This is a genomic window from Brevundimonas sp. ABV4_179, from assembly GCF_056311945.1.
The window spans coordinates 2,843,773-2,866,631 of sequence record NZ_CM149976.1 but is presented as its reverse complement, the minus strand read 5'-3'; the positions used below and the strand labels follow the sequence as shown (position 1 = coordinate 2,866,631).

At 66.1% G+C, this 22,859-nt stretch carries 26 protein-coding genes; 9 read left to right on the top strand and 17 right to left on the bottom strand.

Annotated elements, in window-relative coordinates:
- Positions 1–42 precede the first annotated feature (42 nt).
- Positions 43–849 (top strand): hypothetical protein, encoded by an 807-nt coding sequence (locus ACYX4P_RS13995; RefSeq protein WP_248119007.1) that lies wholly within the window; start codon positions 43–45, stop codon positions 847–849.
- Between the two features lie 3 nt (positions 850–852).
- On the opposite strand, the gene ACYX4P_RS13990 is transcribed toward ACYX4P_RS13995, so the two are convergent.
- Together ACYX4P_RS13990 and ACYX4P_RS13985 are read right to left on the bottom strand one after the other, a co-directional pair.
- On the bottom strand, positions 853–1,986 hold the full coding sequence (locus tag ACYX4P_RS13990) for a GNAT family N-acetyltransferase (RefSeq protein ID WP_374323165.1): 1,134 nt from the start codon (positions 1,984–1,986) through the stop codon (positions 853–855).
- 8 nt (positions 1,987–1,994) lie between these two features.
- Positions 1,995–2,453, bottom strand: coding sequence for a RidA family protein (locus ACYX4P_RS13985; RefSeq protein ID WP_248119008.1), 459 nt, complete (start codon positions 2,451–2,453; stop codon positions 1,995–1,997).
- A gap of 112 nt (positions 2,454–2,565) precedes the next feature.
- On the opposite strand from ACYX4P_RS13985, the gene ACYX4P_RS13980 reads away from it, so the two are divergent.
- A complete protein-coding gene (locus ACYX4P_RS13980; RefSeq protein WP_476069828.1) occupies positions 2,566–3,465 on the top strand; it encodes a hypothetical protein in 900 nt (299 codons plus the stop codon).
- Complete coding sequence (locus tag ACYX4P_RS13975; RefSeq protein ID WP_248119010.1) at positions 3,393–3,788, top strand: hypothetical protein; 396 nt, start codon at positions 3,393–3,395, stop codon at positions 3,786–3,788. Before ACYX4P_RS13980 ends, ACYX4P_RS13975 begins: the two co-directional genes overlap by 73 nt.
- Before the next feature lie 31 nt (positions 3,789–3,819).
- On the opposite strand, the gene ACYX4P_RS13970 is transcribed toward ACYX4P_RS13975, so the two are convergent.
- The 3 genes from ACYX4P_RS13970 to ACYX4P_RS13960 all read right to left on the bottom strand — a co-directional run bounded on the left by ACYX4P_RS13970 (position 3,820) and on the right by ACYX4P_RS13960 (position 7,332).
- Positions 3,820–4,560: a polysaccharide deacetylase family protein gene (locus ACYX4P_RS13970; protein ID WP_248119011.1), complete on the bottom strand. Its 741-nt coding sequence runs from the start codon at positions 4,558–4,560 to the stop codon at positions 3,820–3,822.
- Between the two features lie 37 nt (positions 4,561–4,597).
- On the bottom strand, positions 4,598–5,893 hold the full coding sequence (gene pncB, locus ACYX4P_RS13965; protein WP_248119012.1) for a nicotinate phosphoribosyltransferase: 1,296 nt from the start codon (positions 5,891–5,893) through the stop codon (positions 4,598–4,600).
- A gap of 176 nt (positions 5,894–6,069) precedes the next feature.
- Positions 6,070–7,332: a DNA polymerase IV gene (locus tag ACYX4P_RS13960; RefSeq protein ID WP_292046671.1), complete on the bottom strand. Its 1,263-nt coding sequence runs from the start codon at positions 7,330–7,332 to the stop codon at positions 6,070–6,072.
- A 112-nt stretch (positions 7,333–7,444) separates the two neighbouring features.
- Here ACYX4P_RS13960 and ACYX4P_RS13955 point away from each other — a divergent pair, with 112 nt between their 5' ends.
- Positions 7,445–7,810, top strand: coding sequence for a response regulator (locus tag ACYX4P_RS13955; RefSeq protein ID WP_166622562.1), 366 nt, complete (start codon positions 7,445–7,447; stop codon positions 7,808–7,810).
- Complete coding sequence (locus ACYX4P_RS13950; RefSeq protein ID WP_248119014.1) at positions 7,807–9,168, top strand: PleD family two-component system response regulator; 1,362 nt, start codon at positions 7,807–7,809, stop codon at positions 9,166–9,168. Before ACYX4P_RS13955 ends, ACYX4P_RS13950 begins: the two co-directional genes overlap by 4 nt.
- A 74-nt stretch (positions 9,169–9,242) precedes the next feature.
- Here ACYX4P_RS13950 and rpmG read toward each other — a convergent pair whose 3' ends face one another.
- On the bottom strand, positions 9,243–9,410 hold the full coding sequence (gene rpmG, locus ACYX4P_RS13945) for a 50S ribosomal protein L33 (protein WP_003164451.1): 168 nt from the start codon (positions 9,408–9,410) through the stop codon (positions 9,243–9,245).
- 126 nt (positions 9,411–9,536) lie between these two features.
- On the opposite strand from rpmG, the gene ACYX4P_RS13940 reads away from it, so the two are divergent.
- Entirely contained in the window at positions 9,537–10,103 is a 567-nt protein-coding gene (locus ACYX4P_RS13940) for a hypothetical protein (protein WP_248119017.1), read from the top strand.
- Positions 10,104–10,105: 2 nt separating this feature from the next.
- Here ACYX4P_RS13940 and ACYX4P_RS13935 read toward each other — a convergent pair whose 3' ends face one another.
- The 4 genes from ACYX4P_RS13935 to rnr all read right to left on the bottom strand — a co-directional run bounded on the left by ACYX4P_RS13935 (position 10,106) and on the right by rnr (position 14,533).
- The gene (locus ACYX4P_RS13935; RefSeq protein WP_292046666.1) at positions 10,106–10,516 is read right to left on the bottom strand and encodes a DUF5990 family protein; all 411 of its coding nucleotides are present in this window, start codon (positions 10,514–10,516) and stop codon (positions 10,106–10,108) included.
- A 4-nt stretch (positions 10,517–10,520) separates the two neighbouring features.
- The gene (locus tag ACYX4P_RS13930; RefSeq protein WP_248119022.1) at positions 10,521–11,231 is read right to left on the bottom strand and encodes an NUDIX hydrolase; all 711 of its coding nucleotides are present in this window, start codon (positions 11,229–11,231) and stop codon (positions 10,521–10,523) included.
- Between the two features lie 58 nt (positions 11,232–11,289).
- A complete protein-coding gene (locus ACYX4P_RS13925) occupies positions 11,290–11,757 on the bottom strand; it encodes a hypothetical protein (protein WP_292046663.1) in 468 nt (155 codons plus the stop codon).
- Between the two features lie 466 nt (positions 11,758–12,223).
- Positions 12,224–14,533: a ribonuclease R gene (rnr, locus tag ACYX4P_RS13920; RefSeq protein ID WP_248119026.1), complete on the bottom strand. Its 2,310-nt coding sequence runs from the start codon at positions 14,531–14,533 to the stop codon at positions 12,224–12,226.
- A 105-nt stretch (positions 14,534–14,638) separates the two neighbouring features.
- On the opposite strand from rnr, the gene ACYX4P_RS13915 reads away from it, so the two are divergent.
- Both ACYX4P_RS13915 and ACYX4P_RS13910 read left to right on the top strand, forming a co-directional pair.
- Positions 14,639–16,039, top strand: coding sequence for a pyridoxal-phosphate dependent enzyme (locus tag ACYX4P_RS13915; protein ID WP_248119028.1), 1,401 nt, complete (start codon positions 14,639–14,641; stop codon positions 16,037–16,039).
- Between the two features lie 4 nt (positions 16,040–16,043).
- The gene (locus ACYX4P_RS13910) at positions 16,044–17,207 is read left to right on the top strand and encodes a cystathionine gamma-synthase (protein ID WP_248119030.1); all 1,164 of its coding nucleotides are present in this window, start codon (positions 16,044–16,046) and stop codon (positions 17,205–17,207) included.
- Here ACYX4P_RS13910 and ACYX4P_RS13905 read toward each other — a convergent pair.
- The 5 genes from ACYX4P_RS13905 to ACYX4P_RS13885 form a co-directional block, all read right to left on the bottom strand.
- Positions 17,192–17,662: a thioesterase domain-containing protein gene (locus ACYX4P_RS13905; RefSeq protein WP_248119031.1), complete on the bottom strand. Its 471-nt coding sequence runs from the start codon at positions 17,660–17,662 to the stop codon at positions 17,192–17,194. The genes ACYX4P_RS13910 and ACYX4P_RS13905 overlap by 16 nt on opposite strands.
- Before the next feature lie 195 nt (positions 17,663–17,857).
- On the bottom strand, positions 17,858–17,992 hold the full coding sequence (locus tag ACYX4P_RS13900) for a hypothetical protein (RefSeq protein WP_282438885.1): 135 nt from the start codon (positions 17,990–17,992) through the stop codon (positions 17,858–17,860).
- 227 nt (positions 17,993–18,219) lie between these two features.
- Positions 18,220–18,930 carry a TorF family putative porin gene (locus tag ACYX4P_RS13895; RefSeq protein ID WP_312572013.1) on the bottom strand — a complete coding sequence of 237 codons (711 nt, stop codon included), beginning with the start codon at positions 18,928–18,930 and terminating at the stop codon, positions 18,220–18,222.
- A 35-nt stretch (positions 18,931–18,965) separates the two neighbouring features.
- Positions 18,966–19,898 carry an NAD(P)H-dependent flavin oxidoreductase gene (locus ACYX4P_RS13890; RefSeq protein ID WP_292048130.1) on the bottom strand — a complete coding sequence of 311 codons (933 nt, stop codon included), beginning with the start codon at positions 19,896–19,898 and terminating at the stop codon, positions 18,966–18,968.
- Positions 19,899–19,958: 60 nt separating this feature from the next.
- Positions 19,959–20,096, bottom strand: a complete 138-nt coding sequence (locus tag ACYX4P_RS13885) for a hypothetical protein (protein WP_248119037.1) — start codon at positions 20,094–20,096, stop codon at positions 19,959–19,961.
- Positions 20,097–20,468: 372 nt separating this feature from the next.
- On the opposite strand from ACYX4P_RS13885, the gene queF reads away from it, so the two are divergent.
- Complete coding sequence (queF, locus tag ACYX4P_RS13880) at positions 20,469–20,930, top strand: preQ(1) synthase (RefSeq protein ID WP_248119039.1); 462 nt, start codon at positions 20,469–20,471, stop codon at positions 20,928–20,930.
- A gap of 4 nt (positions 20,931–20,934) precedes the next feature.
- On the opposite strand, the gene ACYX4P_RS13875 is transcribed toward queF, so the two are convergent.
- On the bottom strand, positions 20,935–22,056 hold the full coding sequence (locus ACYX4P_RS13875; protein ID WP_248119042.1) for a sensor histidine kinase: 1,122 nt from the start codon (positions 22,054–22,056) through the stop codon (positions 20,935–20,937).
- 67 nt (positions 22,057–22,123) lie between these two features.
- Positions 22,124–22,786, bottom strand: a complete 663-nt coding sequence (locus ACYX4P_RS13870; protein WP_248119044.1) for a DedA family protein — start codon at positions 22,784–22,786, stop codon at positions 22,124–22,126.
- Positions 22,787–22,859 lie beyond the last annotated feature (73 nt).

Sequence of the window (22,859 nt, the reverse complement as noted above, 5' to 3'; positions counted from 1 at the left end):
AGATTGTTGTGGAACTTGGTGGGTGGGGGTGGGGGGTGTGCAATGAACCTGAAGGTCGTGAGGGCCTTGATCGTGGCAGCGTCGGTCTTGGCCGTTCTTGTCATCGTCATAGCCGTCTGGTTTCAGGGTTTCCGATTTAATGGCGACGTGATCTTCCTGGTCATCTTCGCGATCTGCCTTTTGGCGGCAGACCGGACCTACGACTGGGTTTCGAAGCGATCTCCCAGCCGCATAGGCGCCTATTCGTCGGCGGCGACAGTCCTGATGATCTGCGCCTTCGTGTCTGCGGAGTTGATGATTCGTCTGAATATCGACAACCGCGCCTCGATCTATCGATGGATGGCCGGCTTGGGGCTGGTGACGACTGTCGCCTGGGTGGCTTTCGATCTGATGTGGCGGGGAAGGCTTGATTCGTCCGACAGGTGGATCAAGCCCACGGCCATTGCAGCAGCGATCTTGGTGGTTTTTGCGTCGCTCTGGGCGGGTTTCACCGTCCCGGTCGTCAGGGTAGGCCGTGTCACGGCTGATGACTGCGCCTTGATGGCTCAGGCTTTGAAGGAATTTTCGCCGGAGGGCGTGGCCGGCGGCATGCGTCTGGAGGCGAAGGCGAACTGCGATTGGCGCTCTTTTGGACTTCCTGAGCCGGGCGTCGATCAGGGGTATCCTATCGGAGATTTTCACCCGTGGTTTTCTGTCGAACCCCCGACCTATTCGCTGTTCAGAACACGCGCAGCGCTGTCGGTCGGTCAGGAGTGGATCATGCTGGGCGGCGGGGGCCAGACCTGCTTCTATACTCGAACGCTCAAGGGATGGCGAAATAGCCGCTGCGAAGAGAGCTGGATCAGCTGACCGCTAGGCCTGTTTGAACGGCGACAATTCGGCCGTCATCGCGACCCTCTGTTCCTCGACCGCCGGACCTTCGCGCTCCAGATAGCGGGCGACGGGGTCGCGCAGGGCGGGGTCGGCGATGAAATGGGCGGAATAGACGGGGGAGGGCAGATAGCCGCGCGCGATCTTGTGTTCGCCTTGCGCGCCCGCCTCGACGCGGGACAGGCCCCGTGAAATGGCGAAGTCGATGGCCTGATAGTAGCACAGCTCGAAATGCAGGAAGGGCACGTCCTCAAGCGCTCCCCACTGACGGCCATAGAGGGCGTCGCGACCGATGAAGTTCAGGGCGCCGGCGATGGGCGCGCCGTCGCGAAACGCCATGACCAGGGCGATCCGGTCGGCCATCGTCGCCCCGATGCGGTCGAAGAAGTCGCGCGTCAGATAGGGCCGACCCCATTTTCGCGAGCCGGTGTCCATATAGAAGGCGAAGAAGGCGTCCCAATGGGCAGGTTCGATCTGGGCGCCGGTCAGGATGCGGATATCGAGACACGCCTGGGCCTCGCGCCGCTCGCGCCGGATCGACTTGCGGCGATTGGACGACAGGGCGGCCAGGAAGTCGTCGAAGGTTTGATAGCCCTCGTTGCGCCAGATGAACTGGATGTCCTGGCGCGGCAGCAGGCCGGCTTGGGTCATGGCCTCCCACTCCGGCGCGGTGGGGAAGTTGACGTGCAGGGACGAGACGCCCAGCCTTTCCACCAGCGTCAGGGCGCCTTGCAGCAGGGCCTGGCGCACGGTCGCGGCGTCGGCGTCCGGGTGGTTCAGGAAGCGCGGTCCGGTCGCGGGCGTGAACGGCACGGCGCACAGCAGCTTGGGATAGTAACGGCCGCCGGCCCGCTCATAGGCGTCGGCCCAGCTGTGGTCGAAGACATATTCGCCCTGGCTGTCGCCCTTCAGATAGAGGGGCGTCACGCCCAGCACCGCGTTGTCGCCATCGCGCAGCGCCAGATGTCGCGGGGCCCAGCCCTGGCGCGGCGTGGCGCTGTCGGACGCCTCGCAGGCGTGCAGGAAGTCGTAGGACACGAAAGGATCGCCGGTCGGACGCGCGCAGGCGTCCCAGGCCTCGCGGCCGATGTCGGCGATCCCGTCGTGAACCGAGATTTGAAAGATCAGCGGATCTCCACGATCGCGTCGATCTCGACAGCGAAGCCCAGCGGCAGCTTATAGACCCCCACGGCCGAACGAGCGTGTTTGCCGGCCTCGCCAAAGACCTGGACCATCAGGTCCGAGCAGCCGTTGATGACGGCGGGGATGGCTTCGAACTCAGGACCCGCCTGCACGAAGGCGCCCAGTTTGACGATGCGGACGACGCGCTCCAGGTCGCCATCGACGGCGGCCTTGATCTGGGCGATCAGGTTGATGCCGCACAGGCGGGCGGCCACGACAGCCTGTTCCGGGGTCACATCGACGCCGACCGTGCCCTTGATCCCGCCATTGGCGTCGTTCGACAGCTGGCCCGAAATGGTGATCTGGTTGCCGGAGCGGACGAAGGACACATAGCTGGCGACCGGCTTGGCCGGTTCCGGAAGGGTAATGCCGAGTTCGGCGATGCGGGCTTCAACGGTCATGGGGGCTCCTTTTATCTGGTCGCGGGTTTAGCGTGCGGCAAGGGCGGCGTCACCCGTTCGGCGGGCTTTAAAGGTTCGCCAACTGCTGTGTGCGACGTTGGCGAACATGGATATGCACCTGACGCCCGATGTCGCCGCCTTCCAGGCCGTGCTGGACAGGCTCTCTCCCGAGGACCACGCCCGTGTGGACGCGGCCTTGGCGCCCGCCGCCGCCAAGGCCGCGGAGGCCGCGCCGCACTGGGATTTCGAGGCGCCAGCCAAGGCGGTCGATCAGGTGCTGGGGGCGGATGCGTCCAACGACGTGCGACGCGGGCTGGTGGCGGCGTGGACGCTGCAACTGCCCGACCGTGTGCGGACGATGAGCCTGCCTGCCGAGGTGATGGCCCTCTATCCGTATTGGGTCGACCAGTTGGCGGCCTTCCTTAGCAAGGCCGAGGGCGATTATGAGTTCGATCACTGGTCCAAGGATGTGCGGTTCTCGCTGGCGCTCAGCGTGCCTGCGGCCAAAAGTCAGGTGATCGACCTGAGCTCGCCGGTTGGGCCGGGCCAGATCATCACCCATGTGCGCCAGGGCTGGGGTCTGAAGCCGCTGTTCCGATATCTTGCGGCGGGGGCGAAGAGGGAGCCGTGGCTGGAGGTGCATACCGAAAGCCGCTGGCTGCGCGGCTTCAACGAGGAGGGCTGGAATGCGGCCTGGGCCACGGCGGCCGAACTGTGCCGCGCGCGCCCCGAACTCGCGGGCATGATCGGCTCCAGCTGGTTCTACGATCCGCCCCTGACCGAGATCAGCCCGCGTCTGGCCCACCTGCGACTGAACCCTCTGAACGGCGGCGCCTTCATGGTGCATCAGGGCCCGGCGCCGATCCACACCGAACGGGCAGGTACAGCTTCGCCGTCGAGGAAGGCGCTGATCGACAGTGGCGAATACACCGCGCGGTCGTGGTTGATGATCTGGCCGAGGAAAGAGCTGATCGCCTGGGCGGATCGGCGCAAGGCCGGAGGCGTCGCCTGACCCTGAAGCCACGACGCCCCAAGGTCCTGTCGGCCAATCTCTGGCTTATCGGCCCGCTGTTCGTCGGCGTCCTGCTGAACGCCGTCATAAGGCCGGTGATGGCCGACCGATTAGGGGGTGAACAGGTCGTGACCGGGGCCGGCGTGCGGGGCCGAGACGTGCATTGGGTGTTCGATGCGCCGACCCAAGGCGAACACCCGCTGGCCACGGTGTTTCTGGGATGGTCACACGGCCAGATTGCCTTGGTCGCGCTGGCGGCCGCTGTGGTGCTCGGACTGGGGGAATGGTCCATCGGGCTGTTGAGAAGGCGAGGAAAAGGCTGACCGGCCTGCGGCGCGGCCTCAGTTCAGCGATTCAGGTCGTCGCCAGCCGCCATGCCGCCGCAACCGGCTGAATGTCCAGGTTTGCCGCCTTGGCCAGGCGGATCAGACGATCGATGTCCTCTAGCCGGCATCCATAGGGCGTCGGGGCGTCGCTGACGTCATGGCCATAGGCGATCAGCCAACTCTTTGACTCCGCCGTCTGCTCTATCAGTTTCTCCAGATCATAGCCCGGCAGGCGGCGGCTCTCGAGACCGATGGCCTGCAACAGATTACGGTCCGCAGTTCCTGTGTTGACGCCATCGCGCACCCCGCGTCCGCACAGGAACCGGCGGTCGATCACTGGCTTGGCCGTCCGCGCGCAGTCGCCGAACGGATAGGCGAAGGTCTGCATTTCATAACCATTCAGCCGCTCGGCCACCCAGGCGGCGTTGCGCGCCAGGCTGGCGTCCAGTTCGGCCGGCGACAGGGTCAGGGTCGAGACGTGTTCGTAGGTATGGCAGCCGACCTCATGCCCCGCCGCGTGCAGGGCCTGCAGATGCTCGACCTCGAACTGAGGCAGGTCCAGGTTCCGCCCGCCCGCCAGACCGCCGCACACATAATAGGTCGCCTTGACGCCATGCTGGGCCAGAATGGGTCCGGCCTCTGTCCAGGCGCTGGCGGGGATGTCATCGAACGACAGGCTCAGAACCCCGCGCGCCGGTCGGATATCGACGGGGCGGACGTCCAGATAGCGGCCGGCGCGGCGGCGCATCTTGTCGATGAAGGCTCTCATGACCGGCCTTATCCCACAGCCGCCTTAAGGTCGGGTTTCAGACGGTGACAGGTTGCGCCGTTACGCCGCGCACGCCGAAGACGCGGCGATAGCGTTCGATCTCGGCCGGATCGCCCACGGCTTTTTCAGGATTGTCCGACAGTTTGACAGCGGGTCGCCCCCCGGCCTCGGCCACCTTGCAGACCAGAGAAATAGGCTCCAGTTCAGGCGCGAAGGCGGGCGAGCAGTCGCGGAAGTCATTGGTCAGATTGGTGCCCCAGCCGAAGCTGAGACGGGCGCGACCGTGGAAGTGCGCGTGGGTCGCCTCGATGCTGTCGATGTCCATGCCGTCCGAGAAGATCAGCAGCTTCTCCTTCGGATCGCGCCCATGCGCTGTCCACCAGCCGATCAACCGCTCGCCGGCGGGAATGGGCGGGGCGGAATCGGGACGGAAGCCGGTCCAGTCGGCCACCCATTCCGGCGCCTGATCCAGAAAGGCCTCGGTGCCGAAGGCGTCGGGCAGGACGATCAGCAGATTGCCCGCATAATGTCTGCGCCACTCGTCCAGCACGGCGTAAGGGACCTGGGCCAAGGCCGCGTCGTCGGGCGCCAGGGCGGCCAGCACCATCGGCAGCTCGTGGCCATTGGTGCCGATGGCCTCCAGATCGTTCTCCATGGCGTGCAGCACGTTCGATGTGCCGATGAAGGACCGGCCCAGACCCTCCTTCAGGGCCTGAATGCACCAGCGTTGCCACAGGAAACCGTGCCGTCGCCGGGTGCCGAAGTCCGAAAGGGCAAGATCGGGCAGGAGCCGCAACCGCTCCACCTTGGACCAAAGCCGGGTCTTGGCGCGCGAATACAGGATGTCCAGTTCGAAGCGACCCAGCCGCTGCATCCCGACCCGGCAGCGCAACTCGTTCAGGATGGCCAGCGCCGGGATTTCCCACAGCGTCACCTCGGCCCAGGCGCCGGAGAAGGTCAGCACATACTGACCATCCTGAACCGACAGATCGTATTCCGGCAATTGGTAGTCGGTCAGCCATGCGATGAAATCCGGCGAGAAGATCTGCTTCACCCCATAGAAGCTGTTGCCCGCCAGCCAGACCAACTCCTTGTTGGTGAAGCGCAGGGTGCGGGCGTGATCCAACTGTTCGCGCAGGGCCGCGATGTCGACTTCTTCGGCCAGACGCACGGTCTTGGTGCGGTTGATGACCTGGAAGGTGACCGGCCCGTCGCGATGCTCGCGCCAGATCATCTGCAGCATCAGCAGCTTGTAGAAGTCGGTGTCCAGCAGGCTGCGGACGATCGGGTCCAGGCGAAAGCCGTGGTCATAGGCGCGTTTGGCGAGATCCATGACGGCATTTGAGCCGATGGGACCGGGGAGTGCACGTTTTTTCCGCCTCTTCCTCCGTCATCCTCGGGCTTGACCCGAGGATCGGATGTTGGACGGACTGTGCGTCAGTTCGGGCGCAATGCGGCGGAAACCCCGGTCCTCGGGTCAAGCCCGAGAATGACGAGGCGGGGATCTCTTCACCCCTTCAGCGCCCGCCCCGCCACCACGGCGTCCTTGCCGAACTTCTCACGCAGCACGTCGATGGCGCGTTCGGTCTTCAGGGCGCGGGTCTCGGGTGTCTGGAACAGGCCGGCGGGCGCGTCCTCCGCGTCCTGAACATCGGCCATGCCGATGCCGATCAGGCGATAGGGGCGGCCCAGTTCCGGTTTCAACAGGTCCCGCCCGGCGGCGAACAGGGCGCGCGCGGTCTGGACCGGATCGGGCAGGGTGATGCGGCGGGTCACGATCTTGAAATCCGCGCGCCGCAGCTTCAGCACCAGGACACGACTGGCCACCCCGTCGCGGCGGGCCTTGGACGCCAGCTTCTCGCACAGCGGCCACAGCTCGGCCTCCAGCGCCTCGGCCGACGTCAGGTCTTCGTTGAAGGTGGTCTCGGCGCTCATCCCCTTGCGGTCCCGCTCGGGGTTCACGGCGCGGGCGTCGCGGGCGTGGGCCAGGTCGTGCAGGCGCAAACCCGATTCGCCGTAGCGTTTGACCAGATCGCGCACGTCCGCCCGCGCCAGGTCGCCGATGGTGGAATAGCCGTCGCTGCGCAACGCCTTGCCGAACACCGGGCCGACGCCGGGCAGGGCGGTGACGGGGCGGGGCGCCAGCAGGCTTTGCGCATTCGCCGTCCCCACGACGGAGAAGCCGCGCGGCTTATCCATCTCCGACGCCATCTTGGCCAGGAAGCGGTTGGGCGCCAGGCCGATGGACACGGTCAGGCCGGTCGCCTCCTCAATCCGCTTCTGAAACCGGATCAACTGCAGCGCGGGCGGCCCGCCGTTCAGTCGTTCGGTTCCCGACAGATCGACCCAGGCCTCGTCCAGCGACAGCGGCTGGATCAGCGGCGTCAGTTGTCCCAAGGCGCCCAGGATACGTTGGGATTCGAAGACGTATTTCGTGAAGTCGGGCCGGATGACCACGGCCTCCGGGCAGGCCTTCAGCGCCTTGAACATCGGCATGGCCGAGCCGACGCCGTACTGGCGCGCGACATAGCAGGCGGTGGACACAACGCCGCGCTTGCCTCCGCCGACGATAACCGGCTTGTCACGCAGTTCCGGCCGGTCGCGCTTCTCGACCGAGGCGTAGAAGGCGTCGCAATCCATGTGGGCGATGGACAGCTGGTCCAGTTCGGGATCGGCGACAATCCGTCGCGATCCGCACGCCGGACATCGGCCATCCGGCGGCCCGGCGGGGTCTTCGCCGGTCCAAAGGCAGTCGCGACATATGGCCTTCATGGCCACGCTTAAGGTCTCCGTAAGTTTGGCTTCACCCCAACTTAAGACTGCCCGCCTACGAATGCGACCAACGAGGCGTCCCGCGTCAGAGGGGCGCGCAGGTCAGGTGATGATGTCCAAGAAAGTCCTCATCGTCGAGGATAACGAGCTGAACATGAAGCTGTTTCATGATCTGCTCGATTCCCAGGGCTATGAGACCCTGCAGACCCGTGAAGGGCTGCAGGCGCTCGCCCTGGCCCGCGCCCATCACCCCGACCTGATCCTGATGGACATCCAGCTGCCGGAAATCTCGGGGCTGGAAGTCACCAAATGGCTGAAGGACGACGAGGAACTGAACCACATCCCCGTCATCGCCGTGACCGCCTTCGCTATGAAGGGCGATGAGGAGCGGATCCGCCAGGGCGGCTGCGAGGCCTATATCTCCAAGCCGATCTCGGTCATGCATTTCCTCGACACAATCCGGCAGCACCTGGGATGAGCGCGCGCATCCTCGTGGTCGACGACGTGGACGTGAACGTCCGCCTGCTGGAAGCCAAGCTGACGGTTGAATATTACGACGCCCTGACCTGCAACGACGGGGTCACGGCCTTGGCTCTGGCGGCTGAGCATCAGCCGGACCTGATCCTGCTGGACGTCATGATGCCCGGCATGGACGGGTTCGAGACCTGCCGACGGCTGAAGGCTGAGGCTGCGACCCGCCACATCCCGGTCGTGCTGGTCACCGCCCTGGACGGGCGTCAGGACCGTATTCGCGGGCTGGAGGCGGGCGCCGACGACTTCCTGACCAAACCCATCGACGACGTGATCCTGTTCGCGCGGGTCAAGTCGCTGACCCGGCTGAAACAGGTGATGGACGAACTGCGCGAGCGCGAGGAAAGCGGCCGGCGCCTGGGCGTCGATTCTGACGGAGCGACCCGGCTGCGCAGCGAGGGCGGCCGCGTGCTGATCGTGGACGATGACCTGCGACAGGCCGAGAAGATCGCACATGAACTGGGTTCGGAACACCGCGTCACCATCGAATCCAACCCGGATGCGGCCCTGGCGGCGGCGCGCGGCGTGTTGGACCTGATCATCGTCAATGTGGCGGCGACCAGCTTCGACGGTCTGCGGATCGTGGCCCAGGCCAAGTCGGGCGACGCCCGCCGAGCGCCGATCCTGGCCATAGTCGATGCAGCCGAACGGCCGCGCATGGTCAAGGCGTTGGAGCTGGGCGCCGCCGACATCCTGCCGCGCCCAATCGACACCGAGGAACTGTCGGCGCGGGTCCGCACCCAGATCCGCCGCAAACGCTACACCGACTTCCTGCGTCATAAGCTGGACAGCAGCATGGAGATGGCCGTCACGGACGCCCTGACCGGCCTGCATAACCGGCGCTACATGACCGGCCAGCTGCAGGCCCTGGTAGGCCGTGCGGCCCAGGGCGGCGCCCAGGTGGCGGTGCTGGTCCTGGACATCGACCACTTCAAGTCGGTCAACGACGGCTTCGGCCACGATGCCGGCGACGAGGTGCTGGTCGAGTTCGCCGTGCGCCTGGCCACCAACGTCCGCGCCGTGGATCTGCCGTGCCGCATGGGCGGCGAGGAGTTCGTCGTCGTCATGCCGGGCGCTAGTCTGGAGGACGCGGGCCGTGTCGCCGAACGCATCCGCCGCGATGTCGCCTCCGCCCCGTTCCGGGTCATGGGCGGCAAGGAGCAGATCACCATCACCATCTCGATCGGCGTGGCCGCCACGGTCGGCGACGGCGACACGCCCGAAGGTCTGCTGAAACGCGCCGATGAAGGGGTCTATGAGGCCAAGGCCGCCGGCCGCAATCGGGTGATCGCCCGCGCGGCCTGAGGTCAGGCCCCGACAACGAAAAACGCCCGGCTGGAGACCAGCCGGGCGTCCTCGATTTTCAGCCGATCAAGTGCTTACTTGATCTTGCCTTCCTTGAACTCGACGTGCTTACGCACGACGGGGTCGTACTTCTTGACGACCATCTTCTCGGTCATGGTGCGGGCGTTCTTCTTGGTGACGTAGAAGAAGCCGGTGTCGGCCGTGGAGTTCAGGCGGATCTTGATGGAAGCCGGTTTGGCCATCGGAATTACCTCTGCGACGGCGAAAGCCGCTTAAAATAAGAGGCGCGGAACATACTCAGGATCGCCCCAAAGTCAACGGGCGCGATGACGCGTTGATGGGGCGGGGCGCACATATAGTCTGACCGCATGAAAATCGCATCCCTGCTGGCCGCTGCGGCCCTGATCTCCCTCGCGTCCGCCGGCGTGGCGGCCGCGTCTCCCGCGCCGGCGCAGCACGATTTCCTGGCGCGGTTGAACGCCCTGTGCGGCCAGCGATTCGAAGGCCGTGTCGTCACCACCGACGCCGCCGACGCCAGGTTCGCCAGCGAGCGGCTGATCATGCACGTCCGCGACTGTTCGTCGGACGAGGTGCGCATTCCCTTCGCCGTGGGGGCGGATCGTTCGCGGACCTGGGTCGTGACGAAGATGGGCGCCGGTCTGCGGCTGAAGCACGACCATCGGCACGCCGACGGAACAACCGACGTGCTGCACTGGTACGGCGGCGACACGGCCAACGCCGGCACGGCCGAGCGGCAGGAGTTCCCGGTGGACGCCGAATCTGTCGCTCTGTTCAACGCCAATGACGCGGCGGTCTCGACCACCAATGTCTGGGCGATGGAGGTCTATCCCGACCGGATGTTCGCCTATGAACTGCGCCGCCCCAACCGCCATTTCCGCGTCGAGTTCGACCTGAGCAAGCCGATCGCGGACTAAGGTCAGATGGCGCGCCAGGCCTGAAGCGGCCGCACCGTGGCGCAGGCCGGGCCGCCGTTCCGGGCGCGGCCGGGCAGGATGATCTCCAGCACACGTCCCTGACGCGCCTGGGTCAGCATATCGGCGGAAATGTCGTGAACGTCGATCTTGGCGCGGCGGCTCCATTCGCTGGCGTGCTGACCAGCCGAGGTTCCGATGGCGATATAGACGAACCGCCGCGTCGACCCCTCGCGCCGCACGAAGGGGCCGGTCAGGCGGCCGTCGTCGGACAGGGTGATCGGCGCGTCGAAACTGATCGGGCCGTCGCCGGCGATGCGCGCCCCCACCGGCATATTGGCCTTGTCTTGCAGGCTGTAGGCGACGCCCGCGACCGGGGCGGCGATGGTCAGGCGCAGGGTGATGGCGGCGGCCATGGGGTCAGTCCCTGTGTTCGACGCGGTGCTGTCCGTGCGCCATACGCACGAAGGGCAGGGGACGGTTCGGCTGCGTCAATCGTTCGGCCAACTCTCCCAGCACGAATCGGGTGATGGCCGGCAGGTCCAGCGCGCGCGCCTGATCCAGCGGCAGCCAGGCGATCTCGTCCAGTTCGCCCGATCCCGCCGTCGGCTCGGGCGTCAGCAGGGCCTCGGCCTGCGCCATGAAGAAACGCGCGTCGAACCGACGTGCGCGGCCAGGCGGGGTGATGGCGCGCGCGATATAGGACAGGACCGACAGATCGGGCAGGGCGCCCGCCTGCCGATACTCGCGCCACGGTCCGGCGACGCTGGCTGACGGCGCGGGCCGACCCAGGATCAGACCCGTCTCCTCGAATGTCTCGCGCACGGCGGTCAGGGCCAGGGCTCGCGCGCGGCGCGCGGGCAACTCGATCTCCAGCCTCCGCGCGACGTCGGACGACAGATCGCCCGTCGAGGCGGCGGTGAAGTCGCTGCGGTCGATCCGCCCGCCCGGAAACACCCATTTCGACGCCATGAACACATGACCGGGCGCGCGACGCCCCATCAGCACCTCGGGCCGCGACCCGCCCCGCGTCAGGATCAGGGTCGCAGCGTCCTTGGGCCTCTGCCGCACGCCTGTCACGCGCGGCGCGTCGGCCAGGTCCTGAGTGGCGTCGAAGGGGGCGGCAGACATGCCCGATCAATGAACCGGGACGAAAGATGGGGCAAGCCGCCTGACCTCCCGGCGGACGTCAGTCTCTGCGCCGCCAGTACGCGACATAGGTCCCCGCTTCCTGCTCGTCGGGCCGGTAGCCGAAGCGATGAGTGACCGATGTCAGGCGAATCTTTTCGTCCGACGGTCGCAGTGTCAGGAAGGCGGCCATCAGTCGGTCGCGGTCCGCGTTCGAAAGGTTCGGACGGGTTTCGCCCGACACCTCGCAGAGGGTAGACGCGCAGGTGACCTTTACGGACGTAATGTCTTCGTCGAAGGCGGATACATCGTGATAGCCCTGTGAAAGCGCCTGTTCGGCTCGTGGCGACCAGGCTGCGTCTCGAGGGCCGTTCGCCACCTCGGCCTCAAGGACTTCCGGATCAGGGCGCGTCTGGCGTTCCGGCGCGTTCTGGGCAGACAAGGTTGTCGGCGCCGGATTCGGCTCAGTGGGCGACTTCGCGGTCTCATAAGACAGCAGGCTGGCGGCGAGCAGGGCGGCGGTGATCATGATCGGTCTCCAACGTCGGGTGAGGAACGCGCGGCCCAGAGGCGGCGCGTCGGGACGCGGAGGCTTTGAGGCGTCTGTCGGGAGCGGCGCCAGATCGATTAAATCGTCACGATTTTCTTGGGCGACCAACAGGCGGGCGATTTCACGACTGGAGCCGATGCCGGTCTTGCGTCGTGCGGACCGGAAACGTTCGTTCACCGCCAGTTCGGACAGCCCCTTCAGGACGGCGATGGACTTGGCCGTGTGGCCCTGCCCAAGAAGGATCAGCAGTTCGCGCTCGGCTGCGTTCAGGCGAGCGAGTGCGGCGTCGAAAGGCTGATCCTTCATCCCGCTCATCCCGGCGAAACCCGGGACCCAGTGCTTTCGTTCGCACCGGCGGTCGGGATTGGCGTTTGTGTCTCGCGACCAGCGCTCTTCGCCCGCAGACCTGGGTCCCGGCTTTCGCCGGGATGAGCGGATGTTGGGGTCACTTCCGCTTGCCCTTGCGGACGCCTTTCAGGCCGCCGGACGGCTTGGCGCCGTTGCGGGGCTTGGGGCCGCCGGGGCGGTTCTTGCCGCGCATCGGCGGGCCGTCGCCGCCCCGCCCGCGCACGCCATAGCGCGGGGCCGCAGCGTTGGGATCGCGAGGTTCCGGTTCGCTGAGCATCTCGAAGACCAGACCGCCGGTGACGGGCGTGGCCTCGCGCAGCTTGACCTCGACCATCCGGCCCAGGGTGAAGCGCTTGCCGGTGCGTTCGCCGACCAGGGCGTGGGCGCGGTCGTCGTGGGTGAAATATTCGCTGCCCAACGTCGAGACCGGGACCAGACCATCCGCGCCCGTGTCCTCCAGTCGGATGAACAGGCCGAAGCGGGTGACGCCGGTGATGCGCCCGGCGAAGGTCGCGCCGATATGCTCCTCAAGGAAGGCGGCGATATAGCGGTCCATGGCGTCGCGTTCGGCGGCCATCGAGCGGCGCTCGGTCGTCGTCACCTGTTCGGCGATGGCGGGCAGTTCGGCGATTTCGCGGTCGGTCAGCCCATCCTTGCCCAGGTTCAGAGCGCGGATCAGGCCCCGGTGCACGATCAGATCGGAGTAACGTCGGATCGGCGAGGTGAAGTGGGCGTAGCGGTCCAGGTTCAGGCCGAAGTGGCCCACGTTCTCGGGGCTGTAGATCGCCTGCATCTGGGTGCGCAGCACGACCTCGTTGACGACATCGGCGTGTTCGGTGTCGCGCGTCTCGTCCAGCAGCTTGTTGAACCGTTTGGTCGTGCCCGGCTCGCCCTTGTTCCACGGCTTGCCGATGGTCGACAGGAAGTCGGCCAGATTGAAGATCTTCTCCTGACTGGGCGCGTCGTGGATGCGGTAAATGAGCGGGGTCTTCTTCTGCTCCAGCGTCTCGGCGGCGCAGACGTTGGCCTGGATCATCATCTCCTCGATCAGCCGGTGCGCCTCCAGCGAGGTGCGCTTCTCGATAGAGGCGATGCCGCCGTCCGGCGCCATGCGGATGCGGCGTTCGGCGGATTCGATCTGCAGGGGGCTGCGCTTGAGGCGACCCTTCAGCATGGCGTGATAGGCGTTCCACAGCGGATAGAGGATGGCCTCCATGATCGGGCCGGTCGTGTCGTCGGTCTGGCCATCAATGGCGGCCTGGGCCTGTTCGTAAGACAGTTTGGCGTGCGACCGCATCAGGCCGCGCACGAACCTGTGGCCCGTCTTGCGGCCATCCTTGTCGAAGACCATCCGCACGGCCAGGCAGGCGCGGTTCTCGCCCTCCTTCAGGCTGCACAGGCCGTTCGACAGCACCTCCGGCAGCATCGGCTCCACGCGGTCGGGGAAATAGGTCGAGTTGCCTTTTTCGCGCGCCTCGCGGTCCAGTTGAGAGCCGGGGCGGACATAGGCGGCGACGTCTGCGATGGCGACCCAGACGATCCAGCCGCTAGGGTTCTTTGGATCTTCGTCGCGCACCGCATAGACCGCGTCGTCATGGTCGCGCGCATCGGCGGGGTCGATGGTGATGAAGGGAACCTCGCGCAGGTCCTCGCGGCCCTTCAGCGTCGGCAGTTCCTGATCCTCGGCTTCGCGCTCGACCGCCTCGGAGAAGCCGGTGGGGATGCTGTGGGCGTAGATGGCGATCAGTGAGGCGGCGCGAGGATCGTCCTCCTTGCCGATATGCTCCAGGATCTTGCCGCGCTTGGGGCCATAGCGGTGGTCGCCCTTTTCGATGGCGGCCAGGACCAGATCGCCGTCGCGTAAGCTCCCGGACTGGGCCTGGGGCACCAGCAGGACGTCCTTGGAGCGGCGGTCGACCGGCTCCACGCGGGTTTCGCGCGCCGATTTGCGGATGACGCCCAGGACGCGGTTTATGCCGATATCCAACTTCTTGATCAGGCGGGCTTCCCAGCCTTCGGCGCCGCGCTGGAACTTGACCAGCAGTCGGTCGCCCAGGCCGGGGGCGGCCTTGGTCTTGTCGGGGATCAGCAGGGCGTGGGGGGCGTCGGGGCTGGCCTCGACCAGGCGCACGTGCAGTTCGCCGTCGCCGTCACGCTCGATCACATCGGCGACGCCGACGGGGGGCAGGGCGCCGGCTTCGGAAAAGCCCTTGCGGCCGCGCTTGCCCAGCCGGCCTTCGGCTTCAAGCTCGCGGATCATTTCGCGCAGGGCCCGGCGGTCGCCGCCCTTCAGTCCGAAGTGGCGCGCGATATCGGTCTTCTCGGCCGATCCGGCCTCGCGCAGGAAGGCGACGAGGGTGTCTTTGTCGGGGAGACCGGCGGGCGGTCTCTTGGATGATTTGGTCATTAGGTCTTTACGTAGCGCGGAACCGCGCGTTTGGGTCAAATCTTGCGTGATTTGACCGGGTGGATGTGGGGCTTCAGCTTCCGCCGATCCCGAATGGAGTCTTCGATGTCCCTCAACGCCCCCGCCCTGAGCGCGACCGTATCGTCGCCGCTGGATCTGATCGGCAAGACGCCGATGGTGGAGGTGACGAAGATCGACACCGGGAAATGCCGCCTGCTGCTCAAGCTGGAGTCCCAGAACCCCGGCGGCTCGATCAAGGACCGGATCGCGATCGAGATGCTGGACGCCGCCGAACGGGAAGGCTGGCTGAAGGAAGGTGGAACCATCGTCGAGGCGACGGCCGGCAATACGGGCCTGGCTCTGACGCTGGTCGGCCGCGCAAGGGGATATAAGGTGCTTCTGGTCATCCCGGACAAGATGTCCAAGGAAAAGATCCAGCATCTCAGGGCTATGGGCGCCGATGTTCGCCTGACGCGTTCGGATGTCCCGCACGGCCACCCGGAATATTACACCGATATGGCCGAGCGCCTGTCGCAGGCCATCCCCGGCGCCTATTACGTCAATCAGTTCGCCAACCAATCGAACGCCGAGGCCCATGTGAAGACGACAGGGCCGGAGATTTGGGAACAGACGGGCGGCGACATCGACGCCTTCGTCGCCGGCATCGGTTCGGGCGGCACCATCACCGGCACGGCCCGGTATCTGAAAAGCGTCGGCTCCAAGGCCGAGATCATCCTGGCCGATCCGGTCGGTTCGACCCTGGCGGGCATCGTCAACGACGGCGTGCCGGGGCCGGAGGGCGGCTATACCGTTGAAGGCATTGGTCAGAATTTCGTGCCCGACACGGCGGACATGAGCTTGATCGACAGGGCCTATTCCATCCCTGACGTCGAGGCCATCGCCACGGCGCGCGAACTGTTGCTGAAGGAAGGGATTCTGGCGGGGTCGTCGTCGGGCACCCTGATCGCCGCCGCCGTGCGCTGGTGCCGAGAGCAGACCGAGGCCAAGACCTGCGTCACATTCGTCTGCGACACAGGCGCCAAATATCTGTCCAAGGTCTATAACGACGCCTGGCTGGCGGATCAGGGTCTGGGCGAGCGGGAAATCCACGGCGACCTGTCGGACCTGATCAACCGCAAATACGACAAGGGCGACGTGGTCGTCGCCGGCCCCGGCGACACCCTGGACACCGCCTTCAAGCGGATGAAGGGCGCGGACGTGTCGCAACTGCCGATCATAGAGGACGGCCGTCTGGTCGGCATCCTGGACGAAAGCGATCTGATCCAGGTCATGAACACCGACGAGATCACGCGCAAGGAGCGGTTCGCCAAGCCGGTGTCCTCGGCCATGACGCGCGATCTGGACACGGTTCAGGTGAAGGAGCCGCTGGACGCCCTGATCCCCGTCTTCGACCGCGACCGCGTGGCCATCGTGCTGGACGGCGAAAAGTTCGTCGGCCTGATCACGCGCACCGACCTGATCAACCACCTCAGCCTGAATCGCTAAGCCCATGTCTGACAAGAAGAACAGCAAAGGGTTTTCGACCCGCGCCATCCATGCCGGACAGCATCCCGACCCGACGACGGGCGCGGTGATGACGCCGATCTACGCCACCTCGACCTATGCCCAGGAAAGCCCAGGCGTGAACAAGGGTTACGAATACGCGCGCGGGAAGAATCCGACGCGCGAGGCGTTCGAGGCCTGTATCGCGGACCTGGAGGGCGGCACGCACGGGTTCGGCTTCGGCTCGGGCATGGCGGCGACGTCGACGGCGCTGGAACTGCTGGACGCGGGCGATCATATCGTTACAGGCGACGACCTGTACGGCGGTTCGTGGCGGCTGTTCGAGCGGGTGCGGCGGCGCACCATGGGTCTGGATTTCGCCTATGTGGACCTGAGCGACATCGCGGCGGTCGAGGCGGCGATCACGCCCAGGACGAAGATGCTGTGGGTCGAGACGCCCACCAATCCGCTGATGAAGCTGGCCGACATCGCCGCCCTGTCGAAAGTGGCCAAGGCGCACGGGCTGCTGCTGATCGTGGACAACACCTTCGCCACCCCCTTCTGCCAGCAGCCGCTGAGCCTGGGGGCCGATGTGGTGATGCATTCGGCGACCAAATATCTGAACGGCCATTCGGACATCATCGGCGGGGTGCTGGCGACCGCAGACGCTGAGCTGGCGACGCGGATCAAGTTCCTGCAGAACTCTGTCGGCGGGATCATGGGGCCGTTCGACGCCTTCCTGGCCAATCGCGGCCTGAAGACCCTGGCGCTCAGGATGAAGGCGCATTGCGAAAACGCCCTGACCGTGGCGCGCTGGCTGGAGACGCGGGCGGGCATCGCCAGGGTCATCTATCCCGGCCTGATCGCCCACCCGCAGCATGAGCTGGCCGCGCGCCAGATGCACGGCGGCTTCGGCGGCATGGTGACGGTCATCCTGGATGGCGATCTGGAGCGCACCAAGCGCGTGCTGGAGCGGGTTCAGGTGTTCACCCTGGCGGAATCGCTGGGCGGCGTCGAAAGCCTGGTGAACCACCCGGCGATCATGACCCACGCCTCGGTCCCCAAGGAGGTCCGCGAGGCGGGGGGCGTGAGCGACAACCTGTTCCGCCTGTCAGTCGGCGTGGAGAACGTCGAGGACCTGATCGCGGACCTGGATCAAGCGCTGGGCTGACCCCCGGCGTCGTCCATCCTGAGGGCGACGAATCTGCCTTCGAAACGGCCCGCGGCCTGACCGTTCTCGGTCAAGGTCGCGGCGACTGTGATCCGCGCCTTGCCCTTGCGGTTGAACAGGGCGAGGAAGCGCGACCAGTTGTCGGGATCGGCCAGCACGGCGGTGGACTGGAACGCGCTTGCGATAGGCTGGTCATAGTGGACGGTGTTGGATTGGATCACCAGTCGCGCCGTCAGCCCCTCGGCCTTCAGTTTCGTATGTACCAGCGACCAAGCCGACAGGATGGCCAGGGCCGAGGCGCTGCCGCCGAAGACCGTGTCACGATGGTTGATGTTGGGGGCCAGCGGCGCCTGCAGCGTCAGAGCGTCGGCATCGACCGTCATGACCTCGACCTGCATCGCCTGGGACAGCGGGATATGATCGCGGAGGTAGGATTGAAGGGCGTCATTGGTCATGACGCCTTCCTTAGCAACTGCCTTCGGGACGCGGCCAGCCCTCAGCCCGCCAGGACGGTCTGGTGGCCGGTGACGGGCGGCAGCTTCTTCTCGGGGGCGGGGCGTTTCACTGGCGCCTTTGCGGGCTTGGGCAGGGCGGCACGGCGATCTCGACGTCAATGATCGGGGGGATGTCGCTGGCGGCCATCACCTGGGTCAAGGGGCCGTGTTCCACCAGGCGGCGTTGGCGCGCAGGTTGGTGAGCTCGCCGTCGAAGGCGATGACGCCGGCCTTTTCGGGGCTAGGCGCGTTCGCGTTGGACGCCTGGAGCGTGTCCGTGGACAAAGACATCCTGCCGCCGTCATGTGGCGCGATGAAGCCGCAGCCTTTGGTGGGATTGCAACATTTAGCAGAGCCGGTAGCCATCTCGACACGTCCGTCTGGCGTTGGCCGCAGGCAGGGAACCCTGGTCGGCCGGTCGGGTCTGAATTGGATCGGCTTTGGGACCTCGGTGCGTGACAAGAGCAGCGGCGTTACGCTGAGAGGGATCGACACGCCCCCGTTCTGCAAGGGTGGCGTCAGAAGTCGTAGGACACCTTGGCGACCAGGGCCTGTTTGTACTGTTCGCCAAAGGTGTCGGCGTCGGTGTCGTGATAGCGGACATCGAGCGACAGGGCGTTGGTCAGGGCGTAGGTCACGCCGGCGTTCCAGCCGGTGTAGTCGGGTCCGCCCGTCTGGTCGCGCCGCCCCACCGCCGCCGCGCCGTTCAGCCGGGGGGTGAAGTCCCAGCCGATCTGGCCCTCGATCCAGGTGAAGGATTGGGTCGAGTTGGCGGCGTCGGGCGAATATTGGACCTGCAGTCGGGCGCTGGCCGGGCCGATGGAGCGGCTGATGTTGCCGGTCAACTCCCAGGCGTCCTCGTCATAGCCGCGCTCGGCGCCCAGGCGGTTCTTGTAGGCCAGGTTGACGTCGAACTGATAGCCGAAGGCCTCGGGCTGATAGCCGATGACGAACTCGGCCTCGACATTCGAGCCGCCCGACTGGACGGTCTCGAAGCCGGGGCCGGCGTAGAACAGGCCGTCCGCGCTCTGCCACGTCGCCGAGCCGAAGGCGTAGCCGTCATTGCCGGACTTCGACGCATTTTTGGACCGATTGTCCGTGCCGGCGCCCAGTTCGAACGACCAGGCGTCCCTCCACGACGGAGCCGAGGCGGTTTGGGCCGCCGCCGGTGCAGCCAGCGCGGCGGTGACGGCGACGGCGGCGAACATGGGGGCGGCGGTGCGGATCATGACGGCTCCAACGCGCGAAATGCGGTTCGGCGCCTTTAACGTGCTCCGGTCTTGATGGCGAATTGATCCGTGGCCTGAGCGAACTCTTGTCGCAGGCGCGCCACCAGTTCGGCGGTCGGCAGGACGTCGTGGATGGCGCCCGCCCCCTGGCCCGCCGACCAGACGGTTTTCCAGGCCTTGGCCTCGGCGCCCATGTCCAGCTTGTGGTCCGGCAGTTGCTTGGGGTCGACGCCGTTCTCGATCAGCGACTTGCTCATGAAGTTGGCCGGAATGCCGGAGACGGCGGGCGTATGGACGATGTCGGTCGAGCCGCTGTCGATGATCATCTGCTTGTAGGCAGGGACGGCCATCGCCTCGTTCGTATTGATGAAGCGGGTGCCCATATAGGCGAAGTCGGCGCCCAGCATCAGGGCGGCGGCCACGTCCTGACCCGTCGACAGGGCGCCCGAGAGAATGATCGTGCCCTCGAAGAAGCTGCGGACCTCATTAACCAGGGCGAACGGGTTGATGATGCCCGCGTGGCCGCCGGCGCCGTTGGCCACCAGGATCAGGCCGTCAACGCCCGCCTCGGCCGCCTTTCGCGCATGGCGGATGTTGGCGATGTCGTGGAAGACCTGACCGCCATAGCCATGCACCGCATCGACCACGTCGCGCACGGCGCCCAAGGAGGTGATGATCAGCGGCACCTTCTCCTCGACCGACACCTCCAGATCGGCCATCAGCCGGGGATTGGTCTGGTGCACGATGTGGTTGACGCCGAAGGCGGCGGCCTCTGGCTTCAGCCGCGATTTGATGTCCTGGACCCACTCGCGATAGCCCTCGGTCGTGCGCTGGTTCAGCGAGGGGAAGGTGCCGATCACCCCGGCGTTGCACGCCTCGACCACCAGGTCCGGCCCCGAGACCAGGAACATGGGCGCCGAGATGATCGGCAGGGTCAGACCTTTTTGCAGCGAGGTGGGAATGGCCACGGGCATCTCCTTGGTTTTCTTTCGCTACGCTTAGCGGGCTATTGCGGGGGAAGGCAATCGTCAGCGCGGCGGTGCGTTGAAAGGCACGCCGACCGTGAAGGTCCGGTCCTCGTCGCTTGGGCCGAGACTTGCCGGATCCAGCCGGCCGCGCTGCACGACGTGGATGCCGGCCTGTCCAAGACCGAGCCCTGCTGTCATCGGTGGTCCAATCTAGATTTGAGACATGAGCGCGAAAAACAGGGTCTCAATCGTCTGAAGTCGGGTGGTCGTGAAATTGCACTGCACTCGGGAAGGGCGTGCAAAGTCCAAGGGCGTGCAATTGTGCGGGTGAAGTTGGACTTGGAAAAAAACAGTCCAGCGAGTTCAAGTGGGTCCAACCCTTCGTCCTGCTGTTCGAAACGGCGCATTATACGGGCGTTTGCGGGGGCGGTCGGTCGATTGACGCTGCCTGGCATAAAGACGTTGAAACGGCGACTGAAGTTGTCGAGAGATAGGATGGATGGGGTGTCTTTAGTCTTCGCTAGATGCGGGAGGATTTTCAGACGCGCCGCAAGGGCCTAAATGCCCGGCATGACCCACTACACCGACAATCTGAGCCAGCTCGGCGCCCAGACCGCCGCACCGACCAGCCCCGAGACCGCCGTGCTGGAGCGGGTGCCGAACCCGCACGCGGACACGCTCTATCTGGCCCGGTTCACGGCGCCCGAGTTCACCAGCCTGTGCCCGGTGACCGGCCAGCCGGACTTCGCCCACATCGTCATCGACTATGCGCCGGGCGACTGGCTGGTCGAATCCAAGAGCCTGAAGCTGTACCTGACCAGTTTCCGCAACCACGGCGCCTTCCACGAGGATTGCACCGTCGCCATCGGCCGCAGGCTGGCGGACCTGCTCGCTCCGAAATGGCTGCGGATCGGCGGATACTGGTATCCGCGCGGCGGCATTCCCATCGACGTCTTCTGGCAGACGGGGGCGGCGCCTGAGGGACTGTGGCTGCCGGATCAGGGCGTGCCGACCTATCGCGGCCGAGGCTGACCGATCAGGACGGCTGAGAGCCGGGCGCGAGCCTGTCGGCGCAGGCGGTGAATGTGGCTAGAAGCCCCTGCGGCGTATAGCGCACATCGGCGCCTCCGGTGCCGAACAGCCCGCGTTCGATCAGTTTGGACCCGAAGCCGCGCCGGGCGGGCGGTTCGGCCGCCGGTCCGCCGACTTCGCGCCAGTTCAGCACGACATGGTCGCCATCCAACCGCCAGTCGATTTCGACCCGGCCGTTAGGGGTGGAGGCCGCGCCGTGCTTCAGGGCATTGGTGGCCATCTCGTGCATCAGCATGGTGATCGACTGAGCCGAGCGGTCGGACACCGAAAAGGCCGGACCGTTCAGGCTGAAGCTTTCTCCCGGCAACACATTGGCCAGGGCGTTCGAGACCAGGACGGACAGATCGGCGCTCTGCCAGTTCTGTTCGGTCAGGGCGCTGTGGGCGGCGCCCAGGGCCATCAGGCGATCCTCGAACACCTGGATGCGGTCGCGATCCAGCCCCTTCAGGCTTTGCCGGCCGATGGCCTGAACCATGGCCAGGGTGTTCTTCAGCCGGTGGGTCGTCTCGGCCGCAAGGATGGCGTTGTGATCCTCGGCCTGCAGGCGGGCGGCGTCGGCCAAAACCCGGCTGGTAGTCTCATTGGTGAAGATGAACAGGCCGTCGATGCCGCCTTCGGCGTTCAGCACGCGCGAATAGGAGAAGGTCCACCAGGTGTCGGCCAGACCCCGGTCTGTGGCCAGTTTCCACGGCAGGTCGATGAACCGGCGGCTGCGGCCGGCGAAGGCCTCGTCGATGATCGGCTTGGCCTGTTCCCATCCGTCGGCCCAGACCTCGATGAAGGCCGATCCCATGGCCCAGCCGAGGCGCGGACCCAGCAAGGGAAAATAGGTTTCGTTGAAGAAGAACCATAGTTCCGTCTCGCCCCAGGCCAGGATCATCGATTCGGGCGAATTCAGCACCAGGCTGAGCGCGGTCTTGAGCGCCGGCGGCCAGTCCTGAGGCGGGCCCAGGGGGTGGTCGGACCAGTCGCGATCAAGGATCAACCGCGTCGCCGCCCCTCCGCCCGCGAGAAACCGCAGCGAAGGCTCCAGAGGCGCGGCGGTCGGGGGCTCGGCTGGCGACATGTCTTTGTGACTTATGGAGGAAACCGTCGCCTTAGCAAGGACTTCCGCGCGCGCCGGACCGGCGGCCCTAACGGCTCTCCAGAGCCCCGCGCATCACGGCGGACTTGCGGCTCATGCGGGCCTTGAGCAGGCGGTAGGCGACGGCCACGATCAGGATGGCCAGGGCGACGGCGCCGATCAGCAGGGTGGGGCCGTGGGCCTCGCTGAGCAGTTCCATCCGCGCCAGCCCCTGCGCGGCCAGATACCCCGGCGCCAGCATGGCCAGCACCCAGACGACGCCAGAGGTGACATTGCCGAACTGAAAGGCGCGCTGACGCATCCTGAGCATCCCCAACGTCAGCGGCACGAAGGCGCGCAAGGGGCCGAAGAAACGGCCCACGAAGATCGACATGACGCCGTAGCGACGGCAGTAAAGGCGCGTCCAGGCGATGCGGCGACGGTGGGCCTTGAACATCGGGCGCTGCAGGAACCGCACGCCAAGGCGCCGTCCGGCCCAGTAGGAGACGGCGTCGCCGATCACCGCGCCGATGACGCAGCCGACGATGACATTGACGGGGTCCAGCACCCCGGCCGCGATCAGGCCGCCCGCCGCGACCAGAAGGCCGGTGGCGGGCACGAAGGCGCCGATGACGGCCAGCGACTCGAAGAAGGTGACCAGGCCCAACAGGACGCCGGCCCACATATGGTTGCGGGCGATGAAGTCGCCCACGGCTTGCAACAGGGAATCCATACGAAGGCCTTGGGGGAGAAAGGCGGGGTCGGTCGAGAGGTCGAACCGACGCAGGGCGACCTTATGTCACCGG

Excerpts from the sequence above, each read along its gene's own strand:
- rpmG (WP_003164451.1), bottom strand. The coding sequence starts at position 9,410 with ATGGCCAAACCGGCTTCCATCAAGATCCGCCTGAACTCCACGGCCGAC.
- pncB (WP_248119012.1), bottom strand. The coding sequence starts at position 5,893 with ATGGATCTCGCCAAACGCGCCTATGACCACGGCTTTCGCCTGGACCCG.
- ACYX4P_RS13935 (WP_292046666.1), bottom strand. The coding sequence starts at position 10,516 with ATGGCCGCCGCCATCACCCTGCGCCTGACCATCGCCGCCCCGGTCGCG.
- ACYX4P_RS13910 (WP_248119030.1), top strand. The coding sequence starts at position 16,044 with ATGTCTGACAAGAAGAACAGCAAAGGGTTTTCGACCCGCGCCATCCAT.
- ACYX4P_RS13875 (WP_248119042.1), bottom strand. The coding sequence starts at position 22,056 with ATGTCGCCAGCCGAGCCCCCGACCGCCGCGCCTCTGGAGCCTTCGCTG.
- ACYX4P_RS13870 (WP_248119044.1), bottom strand. The coding sequence starts at position 22,786 with ATGGATTCCCTGTTGCAAGCCGTGGGCGACTTCATCGCCCGCAACCAT.
- ACYX4P_RS13905 (WP_248119031.1), bottom strand. The coding sequence starts at position 17,662 with ATGACCAATGACGCCCTTCAATCCTACCTCCGCGATCATATCCCGCTG.
- queF (WP_248119039.1), top strand. The coding sequence starts at position 20,469 with ATGACCCACTACACCGACAATCTGAGCCAGCTCGGCGCCCAGACCGCC.
- ACYX4P_RS13955 (WP_166622562.1), top strand. The coding sequence starts at position 7,445 with ATGTCCAAGAAAGTCCTCATCGTCGAGGATAACGAGCTGAACATGAAG.
- ACYX4P_RS13970 (WP_248119011.1), bottom strand. The coding sequence starts at position 4,560 with ATGAGAGCCTTCATCGACAAGATGCGCCGCCGCGCCGGCCGCTATCTG.
- ACYX4P_RS13895 (WP_312572013.1), bottom strand. The coding sequence starts at position 18,930 with ATGATCCGCACCGCCGCCCCCATGTTCGCCGCCGTCGCCGTCACCGCC.
- ACYX4P_RS13930 (WP_248119022.1), bottom strand. The coding sequence starts at position 11,231 with ATGTCTGCCGCCCCCTTCGACGCCACTCAGGACCTGGCCGACGCGCCG.
- rnr (WP_248119026.1), bottom strand. The coding sequence starts at position 14,533 with ATGACCAAATCATCCAAGAGACCGCCCGCCGGTCTCCCCGACAAAGAC.
- ACYX4P_RS13885 (WP_248119037.1), bottom strand. The coding sequence starts at position 20,096 with ATGACAGCAGGGCTCGGTCTTGGACAGGCCGGCATCCACGTCGTGCAG.
- ACYX4P_RS13940 (WP_248119017.1), top strand. The coding sequence starts at position 9,537 with ATGAAAATCGCATCCCTGCTGGCCGCTGCGGCCCTGATCTCCCTCGCG.
- ACYX4P_RS13900 (WP_282438885.1), bottom strand. The coding sequence starts at position 17,992 with ATGTCTTTGTCCACGGACACGCTCCAGGCGTCCAACGCGAACGCGCCT.
- ACYX4P_RS13950 (WP_248119014.1), top strand. The coding sequence starts at position 7,807 with ATGAGCGCGCGCATCCTCGTGGTCGACGACGTGGACGTGAACGTCCGC.
- ACYX4P_RS13925 (WP_292046663.1), bottom strand. The coding sequence starts at position 11,757 with ATGATCACCGCCGCCCTGCTCGCCGCCAGCCTGCTGTCTTATGAGACC.
- ACYX4P_RS13980 (WP_476069828.1), top strand. The coding sequence starts at position 2,566 with ATGCACCTGACGCCCGATGTCGCCGCCTTCCAGGCCGTGCTGGACAGG.
- ACYX4P_RS13915 (WP_248119028.1), top strand. The coding sequence starts at position 14,639 with ATGTCCCTCAACGCCCCCGCCCTGAGCGCGACCGTATCGTCGCCGCTG.
- ACYX4P_RS13960 (WP_292046671.1), bottom strand. The coding sequence starts at position 7,332 with ATGAAGGCCATATGTCGCGACTGCCTTTGGACCGGCGAAGACCCCGCC.
- ACYX4P_RS13985 (WP_248119008.1), bottom strand. The coding sequence starts at position 2,453 with ATGACCGTTGAAGCCCGCATCGCCGAACTCGGCATTACCCTTCCGGAA.
- ACYX4P_RS13995 (WP_248119007.1), top strand. The coding sequence starts at position 43 with ATGAACCTGAAGGTCGTGAGGGCCTTGATCGTGGCAGCGTCGGTCTTG.